Genomic DNA, 24,543 nt, shown 5'->3' on the forward strand with positions numbered 1-24,543 from the left:
CCAATTGATAACTTTAAATTGATTATGTAATGAGAAAGAATGTTATAGCAGGATTAATGAGTTTAGCACTTCTATTTTTAGAGATTCGTGCCGACGCCCAGGTGGCCATCAGTGCAAAAACGCTTGAGATTACCTACCAGAAAACTTCCAGTATTGTTTTTCCCTTTGCCATCAGAGCAGTTGACAGGGGAAGCAGGGATGTTTTGGTACAAAAAGCGGCTGGCGTGGAAAATGTACTTCAGTTGAAAGCAGCCAAAAAAGATTTCCCGGAGACCAGTCTGACTGTTATCACCGCCGACGGGCGCCTGTACTGTTTTAATGTGCAGTATTCCCCCGCCCCCCAGGTCTTAAATCTTTCATTTTCTGAGGCTAGTGAGAAGGTGGCTAGCTTCAACGAAGAAGAAACCGATCAGGCTCAAGTGCACTTCGACTGTCAGTTAATTGCAACAGAGACAAAAAGAAATGTTAGCAAGAGTGACCGCCGGTTTGGTGTAAAACTTCAGCTAAGCGGGCTTTATATTCGCAATAATGTGATCTACTGCCAACTGAAACTGGAAAATGATACTCACGTGGATTACGACATCGGGCAGCTTCGCTTTTTTGTCCGGGATCAGAAAAAGGCCCGGCGTACAGCCACCCAGGAAGTAGAGATAAAGCCGATCTATACCGAAGGTAATACTGAGCAGATTTTGGGTAAAACCCAACATATAATAGTGTTTGCCTTGCCAAAATTCACGATCCCGGATAAGAAGTACCTGGCTATACAGCTCATGGAAAAGGATGGCGGTAGACATCTGGCCCTGAAGCTGCGCAACAACACAATAATCAAATCCGAACCCATCGATATGTAGTATCTGAAGACAAGTCTGGTAGGTTGTCTGCGGAATGGAGGATAGTTTAATAAAACATTAAAAGTATAATGAGATGAATCAGAAAAATTTTGATTACCTGCGTGAGCAAATCATTGCCACCGGATTCAGCGAGACACTGGAGGATAAGCTTAAAGCAGCTATCCAGGAAGGAAAAGCGGAGTTTAAACTTAATCATTCCATCCAGTACGGAAGAGATAATGTAGGTGTTGAGCTCAACTTCACCAGATCGAAGCAAAGTGATATGTATTTCTTTAACTCGTACCGGGTGAGCCTTGAAAAGGCAAAGGCTTTAGAAAAACTGGAGCAGACATTTTATATCAATAAGGGGGATAATATTGCCTTAAAAGAAGCATATCATCTTCTGAACACAAGAGCAGTAAATAAAGACCTGACCACCAAAGAAGGTCAGGTGGCAAATGCCTGGGTTATGATTGACTTCAAAGAAACCACTGCCAGCGGTAATTTTAAACTAAAATACTTCTATGAGAGTTACGGCTATGATTTGGAGAAAGTTCTGAGTGCGCAACCTATCCGGCAGCTGGCAGATCCCGAATCGAAAAGTAATCTCATTTCGGCGCTGAAGGAAGGTAATCGGGTACCGGTAACCATTCAAGTGGATGGGGTCGATAAAAATTACCACATTGAAGCTAACCCGCAGTTTAAAACCCTCAATATCTACGATTCGAATATGCAGCGGGTAATTAACCGCCAGTCTCGGACTGAAAAGCAATCTGTGGAGCAGGGGCAATCGGCAAAACAGGAGAGTAGTAAAGAGCGACAAACAGTCGCTGACGATGATGGCCCCACGGTGAGTCAGCAGCCTAAAGCAAAAAGGAGAAAGCAGGCCCAGACTGTATAAAGAAGTGTAAAATTATAAAATACTACCAAAATGAAGAATCAGTTTGTTGGAGCAAATCGGGTAGAAATGGAGCTGACCCTGTGGCGAAGCCGGGAAGAGCGCTTCAGTAAACTATTCTCAATGAGTATTTCGGCCAATCGTGCACTGCTGAGAGAAAAGCTGCACCATTATGAACGCGCAGCCATCAAATATAAGGGGACGAGTGATCCGGAAGAGCGCTTTGCCCTACAGGTAATGCAGCAGGAGAGAAGACAGATGGAAAAGCAGCTCTATCCCAACTTTCTGCTCCGTATGCTTCGCCGTCTGCTGGTTCTACCTGCAAGAGAGAGGATAAGTGTAAGGAAGGATGTTAAGAATACAGAGGCAAATAGCCGGTCTTTAAAGGAGCAAATCCAAAAGGCCGGCTTCTCTGGTCTCGCTTCAAAATTGGACGAACAGATCAGACAAGGCCAACCTCAATTCTCTATTCCAAATTCCTACTACATAAATGAAAGGGAAAGGGTCGATCATCACTTACACTTTGTCAGGGACCATACCGGCAACTACCAGTTTAACGGTTTTCAGGCCAAGCTATATGATGAAGCGAAGCCAGAAGCGTCCAGGCAATATTATGTTGAAGCCAGGGAGGGTATGGATATAGGGCGCGTTTACCAGCTTCTGGAAGGACGTGCAGTTCAGAAAGAAGGCACCTGGATTCAGCTGGATTTAAATGACAAGGATGCACAGGGAAATAACAGGGTCAAGGAGTTTCCTTTCAGCTATGGATTCGATTTAGAGAGGGTACTACAAGATTTACCCATTAAGGAGTTGCGGAACCAATCTACAGCCTATCAGCTGTTGGATAAGCTGAAGCAGGGGAGCCGGGAAGCAGTATCCTTTTTACAGGACGACAGGGAATACCGCTACTATATAGAGGCTAACCCTCAATTCAAGTCTGTGAGTATTTTTGATGAGCACTCCCGAAAAGTAACACTTTCCTCGGCTTTGGGAAATAAAACGCCTGAGGCTATAAAAGTCAGCCAGCAAATGAACCAGCAGCAGCAGTTGAATTTTAAAAAACTAAACGGGGTGAAAGTTCACCATTAGGATATGATCGAGACAGAGGAAATATTGAAGCCGTTGTCGGACTTCTTCGGAGCTATTGAAAAAGATCCCCGCATCAGTATTACCCATATTGGTATCTATGCGGCCTTATTGCAGTACAGGAAACAAAAGGGGCTCATCAACCCGATTATAGCTTTCAGTCACCAGATCATGCGAATAGCAAAGATCTCCTCTCCCACGACCTATCATAAGTGCGTAAGGGATTTAAGTGATTTCGGGTACATCGAATATGAACCTTCATTTCGTAGAAACCTGGGAAGTAAGATCTACTTTCCTGAAAACCAAGGAATAGTAATGAGTCAATTAAGCAAAAATCAAATAGCTCAATATTAAGGTCTAAGGGTATCTAACCACTGTGCAAGTTGATCTGTAACTACTGTTGTATCAATCTCGGGGTAGTGTATTTTCATGTACTCCGTAAATGCGGTTTGAGTCTTTATATTTTGCCATTCCATAACTGTAAGGCATAGCATGGGCCATTGTTTTGTGTCCTGCACAAAACCATACAAAGGAAGATAAGGTGGAGAGAAGTACAACGAACTTTCAACGAGCTGGTCATAAAAAGATCGGGAAAGAGCCATTTTCATATCATGGATAACCTCATAAGCAATAGTATGTCTGGTACCCTCCCTGACCGTTACAGCGAGGGCCGGCATACCCCTGCTTTGGAAGAAAGTGTACAGGTAATTAATGTAGCTATCTTCAGTAATATCGCACAAATCCTTGCTATAAAAGGCGTATTCACGTTTAAACAAATCCAGTGAAAAATCGTCAGGGTGTCTATTTATAATAAAGTCAATAACCTCTATTTCCTTAGAGGTTATTTCCTCAATGGATGGACCAAACTTATCAATCCCTATCTCATTGCTTGCCTTCACTGTTTCCCCGGTCGCCGCAGGAAGATCAGCTCTCCTATCAGGCAAGAAATGCCTGGACTTCGAAAACAGGTCAAAGTAGTAGCTTTTAAAAAAAATGTGTATACGCTTATGTGTGACTTGAATGTATAGAGGGTAGGTCATGTGACCATATAGTGACACTTGCTTTAGCCTGTTATTAAAGTAGATTTTATAACTTACTTTACTCATTTATTCCTCTGTTGGCCCGTTGGTTGTCGCTTCCCATTCTTGTCCCAAAACAAAAGTAAGCAGTTATGTAAAAGATTAAAGAATGTATATGAAAACTTTCGCTGAAAGTTTTTATTAAAAAGCGTTGATAATATATATATTATCAATACAATTTATTATCTTAGTATTGTTAAAGTATCCATCTGCACGAAAGCATTGTGTAGTTGATTATGAGGAGTTGCAAAATGGAAAAACTTAAACCCGAGCAGGCTGTAGAACTGCTTAGTAAAAATGGCATTGAAGTATCATTAGAACAAGCTGCCGCAATTCTCGACTTCCTGAATTTATTAGCTAATATTCTAATAGAAAGGTACTTAAAAAAGAATTAGAGTTCTATGTTAATTATATGTTGATTTTAAATTTAAACGAGTATGAAAATCGCTGATCTGTACATCCGCGTAAGTACGGATGAACAAGCCGAAAAAGGCTATTCGCAACGCAATCAGGAAGAACTACTGCGTAAGTATTGTGAAACTAACAACATTACCATCCGAAGAGTAATGTTTGAGGATCATTCTGCTAAGACCTTTATCCGCCCGGAGTGGAAAGCATATTTATCAGACTTAAGAAAAAATAGAGGTAAAGCAGATTTGGTCTTGTTTCTTAAATGGGACAGATTCAGTCGCAATGCTGGTGATGCCTACCAAATGATAAGTACACTTAGGAGATTAGGTGTGGAACCACAAGCTATAGACCAGCCTCTGGATTTATCCATTCCTGAAAATAAAATGATGCTTGCTTTCTATCTGACAGGGCCTGAAGTAGAGAATGACCGAAGAGCATTAAATGTAATTGATGGAATGATGAAAGCAAGAAAAGAAGGCCGTTATATGGGCTTAGCTCCTATTGGTTACATTAATAGAGCGGATGAAAAAGGGAAAAAATACATCGCTATTAACGAGCCTCAGGCGAGCGCAGTCCGCTGGTCTTTCGAAGAATTAGTCAAAGGGGTATATAATACCGAGCAAGTCTATAAAATGGCGCGAGAAAAGGGATTCACGGGTACAAAAAGTCTCTTTTGGTTCGCTATTCGGAATCCCGTATACTGTGGAAAGATATTTGTCCCCAAATACAGAAACGAACCCAGCACCTTTGTCCAGGGAGTACATGACCCACTAATTACCGAAGACCTGTTTTATCGGGTACAGGATGTACTGGATGGAAGAAAACGCAACCAATACAGGCTAAAGGTAGTTTCCAATTCGACTTTACCTCTAAGGGGATTCTTAACTTGTCCCACATGCGGTAAAATACTAACTGGCAGTGCATCAAAAGGACATACCAAACACTATTCTTACTATCACTGTTCTCTCGGTTGTAAATTCAGACAAAGGGCTGATGATCTTAATCAACAGTTTATTTATGAACTCCGAAAGTATATGCCGCGTCCAGAACTGGCTGAATTATATAAAGTGGTACTGAAACAAACGTGGAGCAGTCAAAATGATCATCTTGTGAATGAAAAAAGACAATTGCAGAAACAGATGACAGAGCTTGAAAATAAGCTGATTTATATTCGTGAACTGTTATCATCTAAGCTCATACAACCGGACGATTACCTGGAAATGAAATCAGACTATAAAACAAAGTTAGAAAAGCTAAAAGCCAGATTAAGCGGACTTTCAGATAATGATCTAAACTTTAAAGAGCTTCTTAACAAAGGAGTTAGTAATCTTTTAAGGTTGGATAAGATTTACGAGACCACTGATATTGATAAAAAGCGAGAAGTAATTAGTTCGATATTTCCTGAAAAATTGTATATCGAAAACAATGTACTTCGAACTTTTAGAGTGAACGAAGCAGTCAACTATATCTACCTGATAAACAGCAATTTAAGAGAAAATAAAAAAGGACAAGCGGAAGAAAATTCCGACTTGTCCTGTCAAGTGATCCCGGCAGGATTCGAACCTGCGACCCACAGATTAGAAATCTGTTGCTCTATCCAACTGAGCTACGGAACCTTCCATAAATTAAGAAAGCAGCTGTGAAGCTGCTTTTGTCGGGGTGGCAAGATTCGAACTTGCGACCTTCTGCTCCCAAAGCAGACGCGATGACCGGGCTACGCTACACCCCGAGGTGCTTTTTCAGCGGAGAGAGCGGGATTCGAACCCGCGGTACCGTTACCGGTACGTCAGTTTAGCAAACTGGTGGTTTCAGCCACTCACCCATCTCTCCGTCTCTCCGAAAAGGTTTGCAAATATAGACCCTTTTTACAGCACCGCAAAACTTCCAGCCAATATTTTTATGATATTTTTACAAGAACACCGGCCCGATCCCTTTAAGAATTTGGCAATAAACTACTTAATTCTTTCGGGGTTTTCCGATAAAAAAGCGGCCCACCCTGATTTTTTAGACCCGTTGCCCGTAAGCGCCTTGGTTTTGCCGTGCATAAAATGACAAACACCCACTGCCAGGGCATCCGTAGCATCATAAAACTTTCTTTCCAACGGCTGGTTAAAGAGCTTTTCCAGCATATAAGCCACCTGTTCTTTGGTGGCATTCCCGTTACCCGTTACACTCTGCTTCACTTTCTTGGGCAGGTATTCCACTATACTCACATCACGGGCCAATGCTGCCGCCATGGCTACACCCTGCGCCCGTCCCAGCTTCAGCATCGACTGCACATTTTCGCCGTAAAACGGTGCTTCAATGGCCATTTCATCCGGGAGATACTCCGTAATCAGCTGGGTAATGCGCTCAAAAATTCTTTTCAGCTTCAGCTCGTGCGAGCCCATCTTTTCCAGCCGCAACACACCATACTGGATTATCCTGAGCTGCGAGCTCTTCACTTCTATGATGCCGTATCCCAGAACCCGTGTGCCCGGATCTATCCCCAGTATGATTTTTTCATTTACCTTTGCTTCCAAATCTCCTGCTGTTTGAAGTTAATTACGCAAAATACCGTCCAAATTTTATCTAAACCTAATCTCAGGCGGTTTTTCAGGATCGTATTTCCCATACTCATGGCCGGGCTCCTTTTCTACCAGCTCTCCAAACTGGATGTATCCGCCGCTTTTCTCCGCCAGCTCACGGGGCTCATACAGCCGGGCTGGCTCCTGGCGGGGATACTGCTGGTACTACCCAATTATTATCTCGAAATCACCAAGTGGAAAACCCTGGCCGGGCGCCTCGAAGAACGCGATTTCCCGGCGGCTACAGCAGAGGTTCTGCGCGGCCTGAAGCTGGGAGTGGTTACCCCGCTGATGGCCGGCGATTACGTAGGCCGCAGCATGGATTTCAAAAAAGAAAACCGGCTTTCTGCCGTCCTGCTGAACCTGTACAACAGCATGACCCAAACCTGGACCGCCCTGTTCTTTGGCGGAGCCGCTCTCTTTCTCTGGTATTTTCGCGAAAAAGCCGCCTTTCTTTTCTTCCCCGCTGCGGTCATTTCGGGCGCTGCGCTCCTGGGCCTGGGTTTCCTGTACGGGCTTCTGCCCGCATTTCTTCGTAAGTGGAAACCGGTTCAGAAATACAGGATCACCCTTCCTCTCCCCGTAAAAAACAGGGTCATCGGACTTTCCCTGGCCAGGAGCCTCGTCTATAACCTGCAATATATCTGCTTCTATTCAGCCTTCGGCATTCACCTGGATCCCGCCGTCTTCTTTATCGGCATTAACCTGCTCCTGCTGGTGAAAACCGTTGGCGGCGGCCTCAACATCTTTGGTGACCTCACCCTTCGCGAGCTGGTCAGCCTTCACTTCTTTAGACTATACCAGGCCGATGAACGTTTAATACTCGTAGCTACTTTTGCAGTCTGGTTTTTCAGCGTTTTTACGCCGGTGATCGCAGGCCTCTTCTATAAACCTCAGAAAAATGCTGCTCCTGATCTTATATAGCCTCTTTCTGCTCTTCGCCACCGTGTTGTGGCTATCGGTAAAAACGCCCGTTCCCGAAAGCGCAGAAGAGCCCGTAACGGCCATAGTGGTGGTACGGAACGAAGAGCAGAACATTATCCCGCTACTGGAGAGCTTCCGCCGCCAAACCTATCCTCACCTGGAAGTGATCCTGGTAGACGATCACTCAACCGACAAAACCTTGGAATATGCCCGAAAGCTGGCCCTTCCCAACCTCCGGATTCTGCGGCTGGAAGAAAACGAACGGGGCAGCGCACCCAAAAAAGCCGGGATCGAAAAAGCCATGAGAGAAGCCAGGGGCAGCCTCATTTTCACTACTGACGGCGACTGCGTTCTGCCTCCTTCCATCATTGCGGTTTATGCCGGGCTTTTTCGCGATCCCGGCATCCGGATGATCTCGGGCCCGGTCACGTTTACCCGCAAAAAAGGGCTCTGGAACCAGCTGCAAACCGTTGAATTTGCCTCGCTTGCCGGTTCTGCCGCCGTAGCGGTCTTCCTGAAAAAACCCATTATGAGCAGTGCGGCCAACCTGGCCTACCGGAAATCGGTTTTCCGGGAAGTAGACGGATACGAGGGCAATTCGGGCATGGCTTCAGGCGATGACGAGTTCCTGATGAATAAAATTCACAGGAAATACCCCGGGGGCATCTTCTTTGCCCGGAGCAGGGACTGCATCGTGGAAACCCGGGCCACTGAAAATCTCCGCCAGTTTTATCAGCAGAGGAAAAGATGGGCCGGTAAATGGAACGCCGGACAAAACCCGGCTTCCAAAGCCGCCGCCGTCCTGGTTTTCCTGGTCAATGCTCTCACCATCGGCTTCCTCTTTACCGGGAAATGGGAGGTGGTTCTTTTCCGTTTTCTGGCTGAAGGCCTCTTCCTTTCGGTAATATTGCTCTTTTTCCGACGCGGGAAAGCCATTTTTTATATACCTTTGACCCAGCTGATTTACCCGTTTTACGCCGTATTCTTCGGGCTGATCTCGCTGATCCCTTCTTCCTATACCTGGAAAGGACGCCAGCTGAAATGAACAGGATATTTGAACTCATATACCCCCGGTTTCTCTGGCGCATGCCCGCCACGGAAAAATGCATTTACCTTACGTTTGACGACGGCCCCGTGCCCGAAGTAACTCCCTGGGTGCTGGAGCAGCTGGAGCAATTCAACGCAAAAGCCACCTTCTTCTGCGTAGGCGATAACATCCGGAAAAACCCCGGAACCTTTCAGCAGGTAATCAGCGCAGGCCACGGCATAGGCAATCACACCTACAACCACCTGAACGGGTGGAAAACACCGGTAGAAGAGTATCTGGGCAACATGCATAAGCTGGAAGAGCTGTACGCTACGCGCCTGTTCCGCCCGCCGTACGGGAGAATAAAAAAAGCGCAGGCCCGGCAGATTCTGCTGCATCACCGCATTGTGATGTGGTCAGTGCTCACCCGCGATTATTCTGCGTCTCTTTCACCGGAGAAATGCCTGAAAAATGCGATCAGGGATACCCGGAACGGATCTATCGTCTTATTTCACGACAGCCTCAAAGCTCAAAACAACCTCCGGCATGTGCTGCCCCGGTACCTCGGCCACTTCAGCCGGCAGGGATACCGCTTTGAGAAATTACCCGGCTAATTCAGCCGGTAGCTGAGAAACGAATGGCCTTCAAACACGCCTTCCCGTAAATCCCCTATGGTTTTTTCTCTCAGCCTTTTTACGATGCCCGATTTAAATAAGGAGAAATCGTGGTGCAGTGGGCAGGGGTTCTCCGACGAACACTCTTCTATCCCCATAAAACAACGGGTTTTATATCCTTCACCGTCAATCATCTCCACGATATCCATCACGGGCAGGTCCAGTACCGACTCCTTCACATAAAAGCCGCCGTGCGGGCCCTTTACCGACTGGATGACCTTTTTACGTACAAGGTCCTGCAGAATTTTAGCCAGGAAATGCTGTGGAATTTCCAGCTCACCCGCAATTTCATGAATGCCCACTTTCCGGTCTTCCTCTATTTTTGTAGCCAGATACACTATTCCCCGGATTCCGTATCCACAAGTCTTCGATATCATTATCAAATCTTTAAACAGGGTTGAGTTTCCTGTTTTTGCTACAAAGATAAAAAGACCCTTATATCCTTTTTTATGACATCTATCAGTTTATTTCAAAATGTAGCTCATAGTTTTCGCGTCGTAGCAGCCTCAATTTTGTTCTATCAAAACCTTTAAGAAATATGAACAAATCGTTATGGGCAGTCTTTCTTATTCTCATCCTGGCCGGATGTGGTAAGGGAGCAAAACAAAGAGCCGAATCTCCGGAAGTCAGTGAAGATATCCTTGAGAAACAGGAAGTTATTCACGGTACCGAAGTAACGGAAGTGAAGCTGACCAATCCGCTGGATGCGGCTATGGTAAAACACGGTCAGGAGATTTACGAAATGAAGTGCATGTCCTGCCACCGGCTGGATGACACCCGTTTGGTAGGTCCGGGCTGGTCAGGCGTTACCAAACGCCGTACAGCCGTGTGGCTGACCAACATGATCACCAATGTTGACATTATGCTGGAAAAAGACGCTGAAGCACAGAAAATGCTGGAAGAATGTCTGATCCGGATGCCTAACCAGAACGTGTCACTTGAGGATTCCAGGAGCATAATTGAATTTATGCGCAAAAATGACGGTGAAATATAATTTTTTGACCTAATATGAAAACCAATTATTACCTGATCAGCCTGGCACTAGGTGCTTTGGCGGTATCCCAGACAGCCTGTAGGCCCGGAGGCGGAAACGCGGGCTCTGAACTCGCGGGTGACGCCGCCCAGAAAGTATACGTGGCACCGGGCACCCACGACGAGTTCTACAACATCGTATCGGGTGGCTTCAACGGCCAGGTTTCCGTGATCGGATTGCCTTCCGGCAGAACATTGAAAAATATCCCTGTATTCTCCCAGCATCCGGAAAACGGCTGGGGATACAGCGAAGAAACCAAACCCATGCTGAATACCTCTCACGGCTTCATTCCCTGGGATGACTCTCACCACATTGCCCTCTCTACCACCAATGGCGAGCACGACGGCCGCTGGGCATTTATCAACGGGAACAACACGCCCCGGATAGCCCGGATCAGCCTTTCTTCTTTTAAAACGGAAGAAATCATCGAAATCCCGAACTCAGGAGGTAACCACTCGTCGCCTTTCATCACCTCCAACACGGAATATACCGTAGCGGGAACCCGTTTCTCCGTTCCGCCCGATAACGTATCCGATGTGCCCATCAGCTCATTTAAAGAAAACTTTAAAGGATACATCAGCTTTATCAGCATCGACAAAGAAACCGGCCGCATGGCCATTAAGTTCCAGCTGAAAACACCGGGTGTAAGCTATGACCTGGCCCGGGCCGGAAAAGGCAAATCAGCCGACTGGTTCTTCTTCTCTACCTACAATACCGAGCAGGCCAACTCGCTGCTGGAAGTAAACGCCTCGCAAAAGGACAAAGACTTTATCCTGGCGGTAAACTGGAAAAAAGCAGAGCAGTACCTGGCACAGGGCAAAGGCAAAAAAGAAGCAGGTACGTATGCCCATAACACCTGGGATGAAGACACCCACTCGGCCACTTCAACCATCATCAATGGTGTGATGACCCTCGACCCCAAAGATTGTCCCGATATGCTTTACTTCATTCCATGTCCGAAGTCGCCTCACGGCTGTGATGTAGACCCAACCGGAAGCTATATTGTAGGTTCAGGAAAGCTGGCAGCCGTAATCCCGGTATTCTCATTCGACAAAATGCAGAAAGCCATAGCGGGTAAAAAATATGACGGTCAGTTCGACGGTATTCCTATCCTGAAATACGAAGAAGTGCTTCACGGCGAAGTGCAGAAGCCGGGTCTCGGACCCCTGCATACCGAGTTTGACGGCAAAGGCAATGCCATTACCTCTTTCTTTGTGTCTTCCGAGCTGGTTCGGTGGAATATCGAAAAGCTGGAGATCATTGACCGCGTACCTACCTATTACTCTGTAGGTCACCTGAGCATTCCCGGCGGACCTACCGCAAAACCGCACGGTAAATACGTAATAGCGTACAACAAGATCACCAAAGACCGTTACCTGCCTACAGGCCCTGAACTGGCCCAGTCGGCTCAGCTGTACGACATCTCCGGCGATAAGATGAAGCTTCTCCTCGACTTCCCAACCACCGGAGAGCCCCACTACGCCGAGTCTATCCCGGCCTCGATGATCAAAGACAAAACACGGAAGATCTACGAGCTGGAGAAAAACAAGCACCCGTATGCAGCCAGGAGTGAAAAAGAAACCCGCGTGGAACGTAAAGGCAAAGAGGTACACATCTATATGACGTCTATCCGTTCGCACTTTGCCCCTGACAATATCGAAGGAATCAAAATGGGCGATGTGGTGTACTTCCACGTTACCAACCTGGAACAGGACTGGGACGTTCCGCACGGATTTGCCGTAAGGGGAAGCCAGAATGCCGAGCTGCTCATTATGCCGGGTGAAACCCAGACCTACAAATGGATTCCGACCCGCATAGGAGTTACTCCGTTCTACTGTACCGACTTCTGCTCTGCCCTCCACCAGGAAATGCAGGGATACATACGGGTATCACCGGCTAACAGCAATGTTCCGCTCAAATGGAGCTTAGGTAATACGCCGGAAGCCGCCGCCGAAAAGGCCGTAGCCGGCAAATAATTTCACGAAGAAAACAGAATACAGGTAGCTCCGGGTTACTGATTACCCGAAACTAAAAAGCCCGGAGCTGCCTGTACTCCCTTCTTCATTTTCCCTAAAGAAATGAAAAAATCAAACACTCAGACAGGCAGGATCTCTACTGCTTCCCAATGGATATTGATTATTGGGGCACTCAGCCTCCTGATCACCTACTTTGTACCTATCTGGCGCATAGATCTCTGGGCGCCTCAATACCCTGAAGGACTCACCATGAAAATATGGCTCTCCAAGCTCAGCGGACAGGTAGAGATCATCAACGGACTGAACCATTACATTGGAATGGCCCACATTAAAGAAGAAATGTTCCCCGAATTCAAAATTCTCCCCTATTGCGTGGCTTTCCTGGCGCTGGCGGGCGTGGTAGCCGCTTTATTACGAAAAAAAACAGCCGTACTGGCTTACTTTATCGTACTGGTGGCCGGGGCAGTGTATGCCCTTTACGACTTCTGGAAATGGGGATACGAATACGGACATAACCTGAGCGATGACGCCCCTATCAAAGTACCCGGAATGGCCTATCAGCCCCCTCTGCTGGGTTATAAAGAGCTGCTTAACTTCGGGGCCTACTCTATCCCCGATATCGGCGGGTGGATCTTCGCAGCCTTCGGTGTGGCCCTGATCTTTATCCTGTGTTACGAATTCAAATTCAGAAAACATGAAAAAATATCTTAAATTTACCTTTTTACCTCTTCTCCTGTGGTCTTGTGCTCCAAAAACAGAAGCTTTCAACTACGGGGAAGACCAGTGCTCTTTCTGTAAGATGTCTATTGTTGATGATAAATATGCTGCAGAAACCGTTACCTCCAAAGGTAAAGTGTATAAGTATGACGATATCAGCTGCATGATCCGTCACCACCGTACCATGGACAAAACCGACTTCGCGTTCCGGGTAGTCAATAACTTTGATACCCCTGAAGAGTTCCTGGATGTGGAAAAGGCGTTTTTCGTTCAGTCGGATGAATATTCAAGTCCCATGGGAGGCAATACGGCGGCATTCTCTGCCGCAGAAAAGAATGCAGGCAGCATCACGTGGCCTGAATTGCAGAAAAAATTTGACTGAAACATGCGTATCCTGAAACATAGTATCCTTTTTATGCTGGCAGCCGGTAGCGCAATGGCCGGGAAATACCCTGTAAGTTCAGCCAATGAACTTTACAGGGCAGTGGAAATAACCGCCCGGGATGGAGATACCGTTCTGATCAAAAGCGGGAAATATGCCGTCAGGAATATCGTGATCAGTAAACGGCTCACCCTTCTGGGCGAAAATTTCCCGGTGCTTGACGGCGGGTTCCGGAATGAAATACTCACCGTGAAAAGTAACGGGGTGCACATTGAAGGCATACAATTCGAAAACGTTCCCCAGACCAGCACCATCGACTATGCCGGGGTAAAAGTGATCGAATCGGAATACGTCACCGTAAAAAACAACCGTTTCAGGAATTGCTACTTCGGGGTGTATCTCTCAGCCACCAATCTCTCAAAAGTGATCGGCAACGATATTGCCGGAACACCAAAGGAAGAGCAAACCACCGGAAACGGGATACACGCCTGGAAATGCGACAGTGTATTTATTGACCATAACCGGGTAACCGGTCACCGTGACGGCATTTACTTCGAATTTGTCACCAACTCTGCCGTAAAAAACAACTACTCTTCCCGCAATATCCGTTACGGGCTGCATTTCATGTTTTCGCATAACGACACCTACGAATACAACACCTTTGAAAACAACGGTGCCGGGGTAGCCGTCATGTACACCCGGAAAGTCACCATGAAGCACAACCGCTTTATCAACAACTGGGGAGCCAGCGCTTACGGATTACTCCTGAAAGATATCTCCGAAAGCCACATGGAGCACAACCTCTTCAGCTCGAACACCGTAGGCATCTATATGGACGGCTGCAGCCGTTCTGTGCTGGAAAAGAATGAATTTTCGGAAAACGGCATTGCCCTGCGCCTCCAGGCCAACTGCGATGCCAATACCCTATCCGACAATAATTTTATACGCAACACCTTTAATATGGGAACCAGTGGCAATACCACCTACAATACCATATCAAATAACTACTGGGACAACTATGACGGGTATGACCTGGACCGTGACGGTACCGGCGATGTACCCTTTCGGCCTGTGAGTCTTTTTTCCGTACTGATCGAAAGAGTACCCCAGGCCATGATGATCTTTCGCAGCTTTACAGCATCGCTCCTGGAGCGTGTTGAAAAGATCATTCCGGGCATTACGCCTGACCGGTTAATGGATGAAAAACCCCGGATGAAGCCCGTTAAACTAGCCTCATTCGCTGCAAATAAAATGAACGTATGATCAGCTTCGAAAATGTAAACAAATCGTTTGGTCGCCTCCAGGTGCTGAAAAACATCAGCTTTGAAATGGAGGCCGGTCAATCGGTAGCCCTTATCGGACCTAACGGATCGGGAAAGACCACCCTCATCAAAACCCTGCTGGGCATGAACGTGCCCACTTCCGGTAAAATACGGGTAAAAGGGTATGATATCCAGTCCGATTACCATTACAGGGCTCATATAGGCTATATGCCGCAGATCGGTAATTACCCTAAAAATCTTAAAATAAGCCAGCTTATCGATATGATGCGGGATATCCGCCGGGAAAAAGGTGTGGTACAGAAGACCGATGAAGAGCTGATCGACCTCTTTCACCTCCGCGATATTTACGATAAGCCCCTGGGCACCCTGTCTGGAGGAACCCGCCAGAAGGTGAGCGCCACCCTCGCGTTTCTCTTTAACCCGGAAATCCTTATCCTGGATGAGCCTACGGCCGGTCTCGATCCGCTGTCGAGTGAGATCCTGAAAGAAAAAATCCTGGAAGAAAGCCTGAAAGGAAAGCTCATCATTATCACCTCGCACATCCTGGCTGACCTCGAGGAGCTGGCCACCCATATCATGTACCTCGAAGAAGGAAACCTGCAGTTGTTCAAAAAGCTGAGCGATATAAAAGAAGAAACCGGTGAAAACCGGCTCTCCCGCATTATTGCCCACCTGATGTCAAAAAAGGAGACGGCTGAGCTATGAAAAACGCCATGTATATCGTCATGCCGCTGGCCTTTATTGCCATGATTGTGGGCATCTATTGCGGCATTATACGAATAGGCCAGCCTTTGCCTTCGGGCCCTTACCTGCCTGTAGCGCACCACGGCGTGCTGATGGCCGGCTCTTTCTTAGGCACATTGATCTGCCTGGAGCGGGTAGCCACCTTCCCGGATAAAAAAGCCTGGATATTCGTGATCGTCATGGCCCTCAGCTTACCCCTGTTCATCGCTAACCAGGGGCGGTACGGCGTGCTTTGCCTGCTGACCGGAAGCGCCGGCTACTGCTGGATAACCATCAGCAATTACCGGAAATACAGGCTCAAAGGTGACCTCATTATGGCCATCGGCGCCACGTTTCAGCTGATGGCCTATGCCGTTTTCCTGTTCAGCTTCTCCTACCCCAGGGCTTTTGCCGCCTGGATGCTCTTCCTGGTGCTGACCATTACCGGCGAGAGGCTAAACCTGACCCGCTTTCTGCCGGTCAGTAAAAAAGCCTTTTATGAAATATATTTCTGGATAGGGCTTCTGCTGGTCAGCTCCTTCCTGTACCACCTGGGCTCTAAGGTAGTGGTAGGTGCCAGCATGATCGGGCTGGCCAGCTGGCTTTTAAGGCATGACCTGATAAGGGTCAACCTGAAACGGGAAGGGCATTACCGTTTTCTCGGGCTGGCCCTGCTGCTGGCCTACCTCTGGCTGGCGGTAACCGGTGTGCTGAGCATGCTCGAAATGGGCAACCCCTACCTCTATGATGCAGTGCTTCACTCGTTCTTTGTAGGTTTTGTGCTGTCGATGATCCTGGCTCATGCACCCATTATATTTCCCGGCCTGCTGAATATAAACACCACTCCGTTCCATCCGGTTTTGTACCTGTGGCTGGCGGGTCTGCACATTGGCCTGATCATCCGTATTTATGGCGACATGACCGAAAATTTTGAGCTCAGAAAGCTGGGCGGCATCTATAACGGTGTATTTTTCCTGGTCTACCTGCTGACCATCCTCTGGCTTATTGTAAAATTCAAACGAAGCAAATCATGAATAAAGTTATCAAATACGTGATCTATGACATTGTCAGGAACCGTTTTGTGCTCAGCTATACCCTCCTGCTGCTTTTTACCAGCCTGGCCTTCTACGGCTTCGGATCAGAAGGCAATAAAGGCGTTCTGAGCCTCCTGAATATCATCCTGATGGTGGTTCCCCTGGTGAGCATTGTCTTTACCACCATCCAGTTTTACAACTCCTATGAGTTCCTGGAGCTGCTTTCTGCCCAGCCTATCAGCCGCAAAACTATATTTCTCAGCCAGTTCTGGGGCATAAACATTTCACTTTGCCTGGCTTTCTTTATAGGCGTGGGCATTCCTACCTGGATTTACGACGGAACCGGTGCGGGCGCTACGCTGGTGCTCTGCGGCTTTCTCTTATCGCTGGTTTTTGTATCCCTGGCATTTTTTGCCTGTACACTTACCCGCGACAGGGCCAAAGGCATCGGCATTGCCCTGGGAATCTGGTTCTATTTCTGCCTGCTTTATGATGGCCTGGCGCTTACCCTGCTGATGCTTTTCAGCGATTACCCGCTGGATAAAGCCTCGCTGGTGCTCACCGCTCTTAACCCGGTAGACCTGGCCCGGATACTCATCCTGATGAAGCTGGATATCTCCGCCCTTCTCGGCATTACCGGTGCCATATTCCAGAAATTCTTTACTTCGGAAAAAGGCGTGATCGTTTCTGTTCTGCTATTGCTCCTGTGGATAGCGTTTCCGCTTCTCAAAGCCTACAAAACTTTTTTGAAAAAAGACTTATAATTTCATTTTTAGGGATACGGGTCTGCACAACTTCTTTTTCTTCCTGCATTAAGCGGTTCCCCGTCAGCAATACAGGTTCAGCTTCCGGCTGCACTCCTTAATGAGCAGGTACCGGGAGCTTATCACCGCTGAGGTTTATTTTATACCACCTTTTATTTTCATACAAAGCCCCCTGGTGGTCACCGGTATGCTGGTTAACATCAATTCCCAGCACTTTCTGATGGTAATAAAATCCTACATTCGTTTTCACAATGGTATGGCCTACAATAATTCTTTCCACCCCATACAGCCGCAGCGTTTCATCCACCACTTTTTCGTCAACAACCGGTTCCCTGAAATATCCCCGGAACCAGAAGAGCCCGTCACGACTGTTGAACAGCTTCAGTATGGTATCCTCTTTCACCGTATTTTTCAGGTCTTTCCACCCAATATAGGGCCTTGCTTTCTCGTTTATCTCGCCAACGCTCAATTTCAGCCCGTTGACATCCGGAGAAACCCCGCCGTGCAGGCACAGGTTACCTCCTATCTTTTCCATGATATTTTTACTTCTCAGCCACTTGCCCAGTTCCGAGTCTTTGCTGTAAAAGTCTTCATAAGGCACGCCCATAGCTTCTGAATTTGCAAAATATTTTTTGGCCACATATTTAAAATTACCGGCCAGGTTCATTATATCGTGATTCCCTAAAATGGTATGCACATATCCTCCTTTCTTTACGGCATCCTGTTCCAGCTTGTACAGCAGCCACAGCGTGGCCGAAACCTCAAGGCCCCTGTCAAACAGGTCTCCGCAAATAACCAGGTGGCCTTTACCGAATATCCACTCGTATTTTTTGTTGATCACCCGGTTGGCCAGAAGCAGGTTCCTGAGCGCATCAAATTCTCCTTCAATATCCGACAGTACCAGCATTTTTCCGGGTTGCTTCCAGAGGCAGGGCTCTGTGGGGTTCCCCGGCTTAAGCATTACCTCAAAGTTCTTTTCCGGTGCATTGGAAAAGCCGATCCTGAGCTTTATTTTTTCCCGGGCCTCTTTAGGAAAAACGGTTTTCACAGCTTGCCCGTTTTCAACGGAAAATACCCGGATGCTGTCGTTGGTATAGAAAACATGAGGGCCGTCAGAAAGATTGTCCTGGGCTTTTAAAGAATGAAAAGCCAGCAGGGCAAAAAAGAAAGCCAATAAGCGGGCAGGGTAAAGCATCATCTGTAAATCATCTATAGGGCAAATCTATAAAACTTTTCCCGATCCCAGTCGATTATCCGTTCCCGGCCTGAAAGTATATTTTCAGTCAAAGTGCCCGTTCTTCAATAATCCGCTTCTTTTCTTACATTCAGAATCCGCTGCAGCCAGCCCTTCATCATCTCTTTCTCTTCTTCCGGGTCGGGAACAAACTTCGGAACGGTGTCCAGGTCGGGCTGCCCGGCATCAACCCAGGCCGTGTACCAGAGGTCAGCGATCATCCTGACCGAACGCTTCATCTGCCGCTCTACCTGGTCTTCCAGCATCCGGTGGTATTTTGCCGAGAACCCTCGGGAATAGCTCCGTACCGTAATGCCGTTCCGTTCTTCTATGCTGAACTTGCGGTCAGGCGGGGTTTCACGTGTAAGCCGGCGTTCAAATTCCAGGACACTATCCAGGGCGGCATGCGCCTGTAAAACGGCTTGCCAGCTTCTTTCCCTAACATTCTTTTCATAAGCGGCCTTCCCGATCAGCAGGTCGTAATCTGTACTGAACAGCTCGGGCAGCCGCGACTCCCAGAACCCGTGAATGCCGTGCTGGCCCGTAAGCTGGCCGTTATAATTCTTCGTGGTATGCAGCGGAACATTCGCATCGGCAATATAATGGCCCAGGTCAGTGGCTGTCTGAAGAATCCGGTCGCTTTGCCGCAGCCGGAAAGCTTCGGTAAGCTGGTATTTCATCTTCTGCACCTGCCAGGGCACTATCCCGCTGGCTCTCAGGGCATCTTCGCCCAGCTGCTTTACGGCCTCCTCCCAGCTCAAACGCGGTAAAACGGTTTTCAGCGAGTCCGGGTAATTGTCCAGGTCAATAAAGTGCCGTTCTGCTTCTCCCGCCATAGCATAGCGGCGGCGATCCGGGTTAACGGCTTTCTCGGTAATGTATTCAATATGTTTCTTGAAAAAACCAGTCATCTCAGGCGGTAAAGAATACACCGCCAGGCGATTGATCAGGCTATGGGCATAAAAGCCCCAGGCAGGTGGTTCCGGCCCCGCGGGCACCAGCATCAGAAAGATCAGGAGTGTGGTCTTCATATTTTTATGGATTTATTCCTTAAAAATACAAAATACCGCCCGGAATTCCTAATGAAATGCTGTTTTTTAAGCGGTTACCCGTTCAGCAGGCCTGAAATATACCGGAATACAAGACCCGTAAAAACCGCTATTCCGAAGCTCAGCAGTGTACCGATCAAAATATATTCGGTTAATTTATGGTCTTTGTTCGTGGTCAGGTCACCGAAACGGAAGATCGACTTCGCGGTCAGTAAAAAGCCTACACCCTCCCATCTTCCGGTAACAACAAAGAAGAAAATAAACAGCCGCTCCAGGATGCCGATATACCTTCCCGCCTCGCTCATTCCCTGGTACTTTTTATCGCCACGGATCTCCGTAGACCATTTGGATAACAATACTTTCAGGATAATTCCGCTGGCATAGGAAATAAAAACCAGCGCCGTAACGGTCAGCAGAACCTGCGGAGACCGGAGAAGCGACAGGTTCAGCCCTTCGGGAAAATAATACAAAGCTACCCCGCCGATCACCAGCAAATGAAGTGCCTGGTCGGTTAAAAACAGAATACGCTCATTGTACCGGCCGTGAAAGCTCGCTTTAAGGCCATCAATAAACAGATGCGACAGGGGAATCACCCCAAAAGCCAGCGGGTAGCCGCTGTTAAAGCCCAATATCACTATCATGCACAGGATATGTACGCCGGTATGGTAATACAGGGCCGCAGAACGAAACCTGCGTTTGTTCCGGTCGCGTATCCAGGAAGCCGGCTGCAGGACAAAATCACCCAGAAGATGGGCTAAAACGAGTTGTACAGATAATTCGATCATAATTTTGTTATTTGGATTTTATAAAAGTCAATTAAGTGCCTGATTTCGTCATATCCTCCTCTTTTCAGGCCTTCGCTTATGCTGGCCTGGCTTTTCCGGCCCATCAGCTGGGCCAGCTTTCTCTGGGTCAGCTCAGGATATTTCAATTTATGGCGAATGATCTCTGCCGTAACCGGTTTCCAGTTGCCCGTTATGAAGTCGGTCAGCGAAAACATCAGGTTCAGGGTTTCGTCCAGCTCCGGGAAATCCGATTTTATCCGGAGAGTATGCTTTTTCAACTGTTCAAAACACTCGCCTGAATACACGAAAGCAGGGCCGTTAGACTCCAGCACCCGCTTTGACCGGTAGCTTATGTGGCCCAGCCCCAAAGCCATGCGTACATCCAGCGGGGCGGTATCTTTAAGCGCCGATTTAATGTAAAATACGGCATCCAGTGCCCTGTCGGCCGCTACTACAAGCTGGAAGCTGTCTCCCCTGTAAATCTCCCAGTCATGCGTTTCGCAGCCAAAATCAGCCAGTGCTGCCTTTAATGCAGCCAGCCATTTTTCGCTCCTGACATTCCTGGAATTAACGATATCACCGGTTATAACAACTTTCATTCCCCTCTTAATTTCCATCAAATCTACATCAAAAGAATGAAAACAACAAAATATCATATAAAAAACCGATATTCACTAATATCATTATTTTAAACGATATTTAATATTATCGTATAAATAAACGATATTTATAAAAATCGGCTATATAAACGATCAGCACAAAATAATGTCTTGCCCGGCCTTCTGAGCCCGGAAACCACCCGTTATTATTGTATATTTGTAAAAAAAGCATTCCATGAAAGATTTCTTACAAGAGCTTCACCTGCAGGAAAACAATTACGGTTTCTCTACCGGCCTCAAAAACAGGGACGGCAGGGGAAGCACGCTCCACTCGTACAACCCTACAGACGGCGGGCTTATAGCCGCTACAACACTTTGCACCGAAGCAGACTACCATGAAGCGGTAGCCGTGGCAAAAGAAGCGTTCGGAGTATGGCGGAAAGTACCGGCCCCCAAACGCGGTGACATTGTTCGCCAGATGGGAGATGCCTTTCGCCGGCATAAAAATGCGCTGGGTAAGCTTGTATCCTTTGAAATGGGAAAAAGCCTGCAGGAAGGCCTGGGCGAAGTGCAGGAAATTATCGATATCTGCGACCTGGCCGTAGGGCTCTCGCGCCAGCTGTATGGCCTGACCATGCATTCTGAAAGGCCCGAACACCGCATGTATGAACAGTGGCACCCGCTGGGAGTAGTGGGCATTATATCTGCCTTTAACTTCCCGGTGGCCGTATGGTCATGGAACAGCATGCTGGCCTGGGTTTGCGGTAACACCACCATCTGGAAACCGTCAGAAAAAACCCCTTTATCGGCCATTGCCTGCCAGAATATCATCAGTGAAGTACTGAAAAATAATAACCTGCCGGAAGGGATTTCCTGCCTCACTATCGGTGACCGGCAAGTGGGCGAAGCCATGGCAGCCGATGAAAACATTGCCCTCCTTTCTGCCACCGGAAGCACACGGATGGGCCGGGCCGTAGCCCAAAAAGTTTCTGCACGCCTGGGAAAATACCTGCTGGAGCTGGGCGGTAATAACGCCATTATCGTCACTGAAAACGCCGATCTTAACCTTGCCGTTCCGGCAGTGGTGTTCGGAGCCGTAGGTACTGCAGGACAAAGATGTACCACGACCCGCCGCCTGCTGGTGCACGAATCGCGGATACAAGAGCTCACGGCACGACTGGTGAAAGCCTATGAGCAACTGCAAACCGGTGACCCGCTTGATCCCGCCAACCATGTGGGCCCGCTTATCGATCACCATGCCGTGGAAAGCTACGAAGCAGCCATAAAAACGGCTCAGGAGCAGGGTGGCAAACTCCTTACCGGCGGCAAAACACTGGGTGGAAATTTTGTTCAGCCGGCCATCATTGAAGTGCCGGAGCAGATTCCGGTGATGAAGCACGAAACCTTTGCGCCTATCCTCTATGTCTTGTCGTTTAAAACACTCGACGAGGCCATAACACTCCAGAACGATGTGCCCCAGGGGCTTTCTTCTGCCATATTTACCCAAAATCTGAAAGAATCGGAAGCCTTTTTGTCGGCCTGGGGCTCTGACTGCGGTATCGCCAATGTCAACATAGGCACCTCAGGAGCCGAAATCGGCGGCGCATTCGGCGGGGAAAAAGAGACCGGTGGCGGACGGGAAAGCGGCTCTGACGCCTGGAAAGCCTACATGCGGCGACAAACCAACACCATTAACTACGGCAATACCCTGCCACTGGCGCAGGGAATCAAATTCGACCTGTAAAAAATCAGCCGTTACAATTGATCAGTCCCTTAGCTGCCAGGTAAGGGACGATCAGCCACAACAGCCCTTTGCCCAGGAAGAAGAAAAAGCCCACCCAACCCAGCTTCTTAAAATATTTAACCACCTTCTCCTTACGGGTCAGGGTTTGAATTTCTGTATTGTTTTTTTCCATCGATATAGAATTAGTGCCGGATTTACCCCACAGGGTCTGTTCAAAATTCTCCACCCTGGCGTTTCAGCTTATTTTTCCGCGATTCATTCCGCACCCACTGGTTCAGTTTCCGGGAGGCAAAGGCCGTGCCTATTCCTATGGCCGCGCCGGCAAACACATCACTGGGGTAATGCGCCCCGAGGTGCAGCCTCGAATACCCCACCGTGCAGGCATACAGCGCAGACGGCAGGATCACATACCATTTGGGGTAGGCAAGCGACAGCCCGGTAGCCGTAGAGAAAGCCAGGGCCGTACTTCCGGAAGGGAACGAGCTTCCTGAAAACTCCCTGTAATTCTGAATAGCAGGATGGGTGATATAAGGCCGGTCTTTATCTACCGCCTTCTTCAGAACAAACCCTATCCCATAGGTAGCCGCAGTAGTCACCGCCAGCGTATATCCCTCCCGCTTCAGGGCTGCATTGTCACCGATATAACCTGCCGCCAGCATGGCCGCCGGGAAACCTATAGCCAGGTAGTCCGATGAATTGCTGAGAAAATCCAGGGGCTTATCCATCTTCGTATTCCGGCCCAGGTTAATATCTTCCAGCTTCTTAAGATCCCAGCTTTTCTCCTGGCCAAAGCCCCGGAGACTTCCCAGGAGCAGTAAAAGAAAGACGACTTTCCTGATCATAAGAAACCTTCTTTACGCATCGACGCCTCCATTTTCTGATACAGCTCATCAGAAGCTTTGGCCAAAGGCAGGCGTACCCTTCCGTCGTATATGCCTTTGATATCCAGCACACATTTGATTCCTACCGGGTTCGATTCCACATACAGCAGGGTATCAAAATCAAGGAATTTTCCCTGTAGCCGCTTGGCTTTCTCAAAATCTCCGGCCAGAGCCGATTGCACCAGCTCATAAAACTCTTTGGGAAAACCGTTGCCAATCACCGAAATCACGCCTTTGTACCCCAGGCTGGCCTGAGCCGTAAAAAGATTATCATCGCCAGACAACAGCAGGAAATCTTCAGGAAGGGTTCTGGACAGGTCTATTGCTACTTCAATGCTGCTGGAAGCATCTTTCAACCCGATAATATTCGGATGCGCAGCCAGCTCGGCAATGGTTTCAACACTCATGGAGATCACCGTTCTGCCCGGCACATTGTATAAAATTACCGGTACCGGACTGGCATCGGCAATGGCCTTGAAATGGAGGTATATCCCCCGCTGAGAAGGCTTATTGTAATAAGGACATACCGAAAGAAGGGCCGTTACCCCGTTAAAATCGGTCTGGGCAATGGTATCCAGCACCGCCTGGGTATTGTTGCCTCCTATACCAAACACTATCGGCCGTTTACCTCCGTTGTACTGCTTTACGTATTCCAGGATCTCCGCACTCTCCTCTTTTCTCAATGTAGCCGACTCACCGGTAGTTCCGTTCACCACGTAATAGTCAATACCCTCCTTGTTCAGGTAATCCAGGTGTTTTCTCAATGCAGGAAAATCCACCCGGTTATCTTCGGTAAAAGGAGTAGTTAAGGCTGTTCCGAGGCCATATAGTTCTTTCATGTTT

General features: G+C 47.9%; 26 protein-coding genes, 3 tRNA genes and 1 pseudogene. 17 read left to right on the forward strand and 13 right to left on the reverse strand.

Annotated elements, in window-relative coordinates; genetic code table 11:
* Nucleotides 1-29: 29 nt before the first annotated feature.
* The 3 genes from traN to AB2U10_RS17695 all read left to right on the forward strand — a co-directional run bounded on the left by traN (nucleotide 30) and on the right by AB2U10_RS17695 (nucleotide 2,817).
* The gene (traN, locus tag AB2U10_RS17685; protein ID WP_367916362.1) at nucleotides 30-851 is read left to right on the forward strand and encodes a conjugative transposon protein TraN; all 822 of its coding nucleotides are present in this window, start codon (nucleotides 30-32) and stop codon (nucleotides 849-851) included.
* Nucleotides 852-924: 73 nt separating this feature from the next.
* Entirely contained in the window at nucleotides 925-1,731 is an 807-nt protein-coding gene (locus AB2U10_RS17690; RefSeq protein ID WP_367916361.1) for a hypothetical protein, read from the forward strand.
* Nucleotides 1,732-1,761: 30 nt separating this feature from the next.
* A complete protein-coding gene (locus AB2U10_RS17695) occupies nucleotides 1,762-2,817 on the forward strand; it encodes a hypothetical protein (protein ID WP_367916360.1) in 1,056 nt (351 codons plus the stop codon).
* 347 nt (nucleotides 2,818-3,164) lie between these two features.
* Here AB2U10_RS17695 and AB2U10_RS17700 read toward each other — a convergent pair whose 3' ends face one another.
* Nucleotides 3,165-3,920 carry a hypothetical protein gene (locus AB2U10_RS17700; protein WP_367916359.1) on the reverse strand — a complete coding sequence of 252 codons (756 nt, stop codon included), beginning with the start codon at nucleotides 3,918-3,920 and terminating at the stop codon, nucleotides 3,165-3,167.
* Nucleotides 3,921-4,144: 224 nt separating this feature from the next.
* Here AB2U10_RS17700 and AB2U10_RS17705 point away from each other — a divergent pair, with 224 nt between their 5' ends.
* Together AB2U10_RS17705 and AB2U10_RS17710 are read left to right on the forward strand one after the other, a co-directional pair.
* The gene (locus tag AB2U10_RS17705) at nucleotides 4,145-4,288 is read left to right on the forward strand and encodes a hypothetical protein (protein ID WP_367916358.1); all 144 of its coding nucleotides are present in this window, start codon (nucleotides 4,145-4,147) and stop codon (nucleotides 4,286-4,288) included.
* Nucleotides 4,289-4,330: 42 nt separating this feature from the next.
* A pseudogene (locus tag AB2U10_RS17710) lies at nucleotides 4,331-5,113 on the forward strand (recombinase family protein); the annotation flags it as partial.
* Nucleotides 5,114-5,846: 733 nt separating this feature from the next.
* Here the strand turns inward: AB2U10_RS17710 and AB2U10_RS17715 are convergent.
* The 4 genes from AB2U10_RS17715 to ruvC form a co-directional block, all read right to left on the reverse strand.
* Nucleotides 5,847-5,920: transfer RNA gene (locus tag AB2U10_RS17715), tRNA-Arg, on the reverse strand.
* 38 nt (nucleotides 5,921-5,958) lie between these two features.
* Nucleotides 5,959-6,033 (reverse strand) — tRNA-Pro (locus AB2U10_RS17720).
* 14 nt (nucleotides 6,034-6,047) lie between these two features.
* Nucleotides 6,048-6,134 (reverse strand) — tRNA-Ser (locus AB2U10_RS17725).
* Nucleotides 6,135-6,256: 122 nt separating this feature from the next.
* On the reverse strand, nucleotides 6,257-6,826 hold the full coding sequence (gene ruvC / locus AB2U10_RS17730) for a crossover junction endodeoxyribonuclease RuvC (protein ID WP_367916357.1): 570 nt from the start codon (nucleotides 6,824-6,826) through the stop codon (nucleotides 6,257-6,259).
* A gap of 96 nt (nucleotides 6,827-6,922) precedes the next feature.
* Here ruvC and AB2U10_RS17735 point away from each other — a divergent pair, with 96 nt between their 5' ends.
* From AB2U10_RS17735 to AB2U10_RS17745, 3 genes are read left to right on the forward strand one after another with little or no spacing between them, the layout of a single operon-like run.
* Nucleotides 6,923-7,795, forward strand: a complete 873-nt coding sequence (locus tag AB2U10_RS17735; protein WP_367916356.1) for a hypothetical protein — start codon at nucleotides 6,923-6,925, stop codon at nucleotides 7,793-7,795.
* Nucleotides 7,773-8,840 (forward strand): glycosyltransferase, encoded by a 1,068-nt coding sequence (locus tag AB2U10_RS17740; protein WP_367916355.1) that lies wholly within the window; start codon nucleotides 7,773-7,775, stop codon nucleotides 8,838-8,840. The genes AB2U10_RS17735 and AB2U10_RS17740 overlap by 23 nt, the downstream gene beginning before the upstream one ends.
* A complete protein-coding gene (locus AB2U10_RS17745; RefSeq protein ID WP_367916354.1) occupies nucleotides 8,837-9,436 on the forward strand; it encodes a polysaccharide deacetylase family protein in 600 nt (199 codons plus the stop codon). Before AB2U10_RS17740 ends, AB2U10_RS17745 begins: the two co-directional genes overlap by 4 nt.
* Here the strand turns inward: AB2U10_RS17745 and AB2U10_RS17750 are convergent.
* Entirely contained in the window at nucleotides 9,433-9,873 is a 441-nt protein-coding gene (locus AB2U10_RS17750; protein WP_367916353.1) for an RrF2 family transcriptional regulator, read from the reverse strand. The two genes, AB2U10_RS17745 and AB2U10_RS17750, sit on opposite strands and share 4 nt — an antisense overlap.
* A gap of 161 nt (nucleotides 9,874-10,034) precedes the next feature.
* On the opposite strand from AB2U10_RS17750, the gene AB2U10_RS17755 reads away from it, so the two are divergent.
* The 8 genes from AB2U10_RS17755 (at nucleotide 10,035) to AB2U10_RS17790 (ending at nucleotide 17,408) form a co-directional block, all read left to right on the forward strand.
* Nucleotides 10,035-10,490, forward strand: coding sequence for a c-type cytochrome (locus AB2U10_RS17755; RefSeq protein ID WP_367916352.1), 456 nt, complete (start codon nucleotides 10,035-10,037; stop codon nucleotides 10,488-10,490).
* Nucleotides 10,491-10,504: 14 nt separating this feature from the next.
* Complete coding sequence (gene nosZ / locus AB2U10_RS17760; protein ID WP_367916351.1) at nucleotides 10,505-12,505, forward strand: Sec-dependent nitrous-oxide reductase; 2,001 nt, start codon at nucleotides 10,505-10,507, stop codon at nucleotides 12,503-12,505.
* Nucleotides 12,506-12,607: 102 nt separating this feature from the next.
* Nucleotides 12,608-13,216, forward strand: a complete 609-nt coding sequence (locus AB2U10_RS17765) for a hypothetical protein (protein ID WP_367916350.1) — start codon at nucleotides 12,608-12,610, stop codon at nucleotides 13,214-13,216.
* On the forward strand, nucleotides 13,200-13,604 hold the full coding sequence (locus AB2U10_RS17770; RefSeq protein WP_367916349.1) for a nitrous oxide reductase accessory protein NosL: 405 nt from the start codon (nucleotides 13,200-13,202) through the stop codon (nucleotides 13,602-13,604). Before AB2U10_RS17765 ends, AB2U10_RS17770 begins: the two co-directional genes overlap by 17 nt.
* A gap of 3 nt (nucleotides 13,605-13,607) precedes the next feature.
* A complete protein-coding gene (nosD, locus tag AB2U10_RS17775) occupies nucleotides 13,608-14,867 on the forward strand; it encodes a nitrous oxide reductase family maturation protein NosD (protein WP_367916348.1) in 1,260 nt (419 codons plus the stop codon).
* Nucleotides 14,864-15,592 carry an ABC transporter ATP-binding protein gene (locus AB2U10_RS17780; RefSeq protein ID WP_367916347.1) on the forward strand — a complete coding sequence of 243 codons (729 nt, stop codon included), beginning with the start codon at nucleotides 14,864-14,866 and terminating at the stop codon, nucleotides 15,590-15,592. The genes nosD and AB2U10_RS17780 overlap by 4 nt, the downstream gene beginning before the upstream one ends.
* Nucleotides 15,589-16,644, forward strand: a complete 1,056-nt coding sequence (locus AB2U10_RS17785; RefSeq protein ID WP_367916346.1) for a DUF8744 domain-containing protein — start codon at nucleotides 15,589-15,591, stop codon at nucleotides 16,642-16,644. The genes AB2U10_RS17780 and AB2U10_RS17785 overlap by 4 nt, the downstream gene beginning before the upstream one ends.
* Complete coding sequence (locus tag AB2U10_RS17790) at nucleotides 16,641-17,408, forward strand: ABC transporter permease (RefSeq protein ID WP_367916345.1); 768 nt, start codon at nucleotides 16,641-16,643, stop codon at nucleotides 17,406-17,408. The genes AB2U10_RS17785 and AB2U10_RS17790 overlap by 4 nt, the downstream gene beginning before the upstream one ends.
* Nucleotides 17,409-17,505: 97 nt before the next feature.
* On the opposite strand, the gene AB2U10_RS17795 is transcribed toward AB2U10_RS17790, so the two are convergent.
* The 4 genes from AB2U10_RS17795 to AB2U10_RS17810 form a co-directional block, all read right to left on the reverse strand.
* A complete protein-coding gene (locus AB2U10_RS17795; protein ID WP_367916344.1) occupies nucleotides 17,506-18,606 on the reverse strand; it encodes a metallophosphoesterase in 1,101 nt (366 codons plus the stop codon).
* 101 nt (nucleotides 18,607-18,707) lie between these two features.
* Entirely contained in the window at nucleotides 18,708-19,673 is a 966-nt protein-coding gene (locus tag AB2U10_RS17800) for a zinc dependent phospholipase C family protein (protein ID WP_367916343.1), read from the reverse strand.
* A 74-nt stretch (nucleotides 19,674-19,747) separates the two neighbouring features.
* Nucleotides 19,748-20,476, reverse strand: coding sequence for a DUF3307 domain-containing protein (locus AB2U10_RS17805; protein WP_367916342.1), 729 nt, complete (start codon nucleotides 20,474-20,476; stop codon nucleotides 19,748-19,750).
* Nucleotides 20,473-21,075 carry a SatD family protein gene (locus AB2U10_RS17810; RefSeq protein ID WP_367916341.1) on the reverse strand — a complete coding sequence of 201 codons (603 nt, stop codon included), beginning with the start codon at nucleotides 21,073-21,075 and terminating at the stop codon, nucleotides 20,473-20,475. Before AB2U10_RS17810 ends, AB2U10_RS17805 begins: the two co-directional genes overlap by 4 nt.
* Nucleotides 21,076-21,310: 235 nt before the next feature.
* Here AB2U10_RS17810 and amaB point away from each other — a divergent pair, with 235 nt between their 5' ends.
* On the forward strand, nucleotides 21,311-22,819 hold the full coding sequence (gene amaB, locus AB2U10_RS17815; protein ID WP_367916340.1) for an L-piperidine-6-carboxylate dehydrogenase: 1,509 nt from the start codon (nucleotides 21,311-21,313) through the stop codon (nucleotides 22,817-22,819).
* 4 nt (nucleotides 22,820-22,823) lie between these two features.
* Here the strand turns inward: amaB and AB2U10_RS17820 are convergent, their stop codons facing one another.
* From AB2U10_RS17820 to dapA, 3 genes are read right to left on the reverse strand one after another with little or no spacing between them, the layout of a single operon-like run.
* Nucleotides 22,824-22,991 carry a hypothetical protein gene (locus AB2U10_RS17820; RefSeq protein WP_367916339.1) on the reverse strand — a complete coding sequence of 56 codons (168 nt, stop codon included), beginning with the start codon at nucleotides 22,989-22,991 and terminating at the stop codon, nucleotides 22,824-22,826.
* A 40-nt stretch (nucleotides 22,992-23,031) separates the two neighbouring features.
* A complete protein-coding gene (locus AB2U10_RS17825; RefSeq protein ID WP_367916338.1) occupies nucleotides 23,032-23,661 on the reverse strand; it encodes a phosphatase PAP2 family protein in 630 nt (209 codons plus the stop codon).
* Nucleotides 23,658-24,539, reverse strand: coding sequence for a 4-hydroxy-tetrahydrodipicolinate synthase (dapA, locus tag AB2U10_RS17830; protein WP_367916337.1), 882 nt, complete (start codon nucleotides 24,537-24,539; stop codon nucleotides 23,658-23,660). Before dapA ends, AB2U10_RS17825 begins: the two co-directional genes overlap by 4 nt.
* Nucleotides 24,540-24,543: the final 4 nt, after the last annotated feature.

The organism is Leadbetterella sp. DM7 (assembly GCF_040829825.2).
In the GTDB taxonomy this organism is placed as follows: domain Bacteria; phylum Bacteroidota; class Bacteroidia; order Cytophagales; family Spirosomataceae; genus Leadbetterella.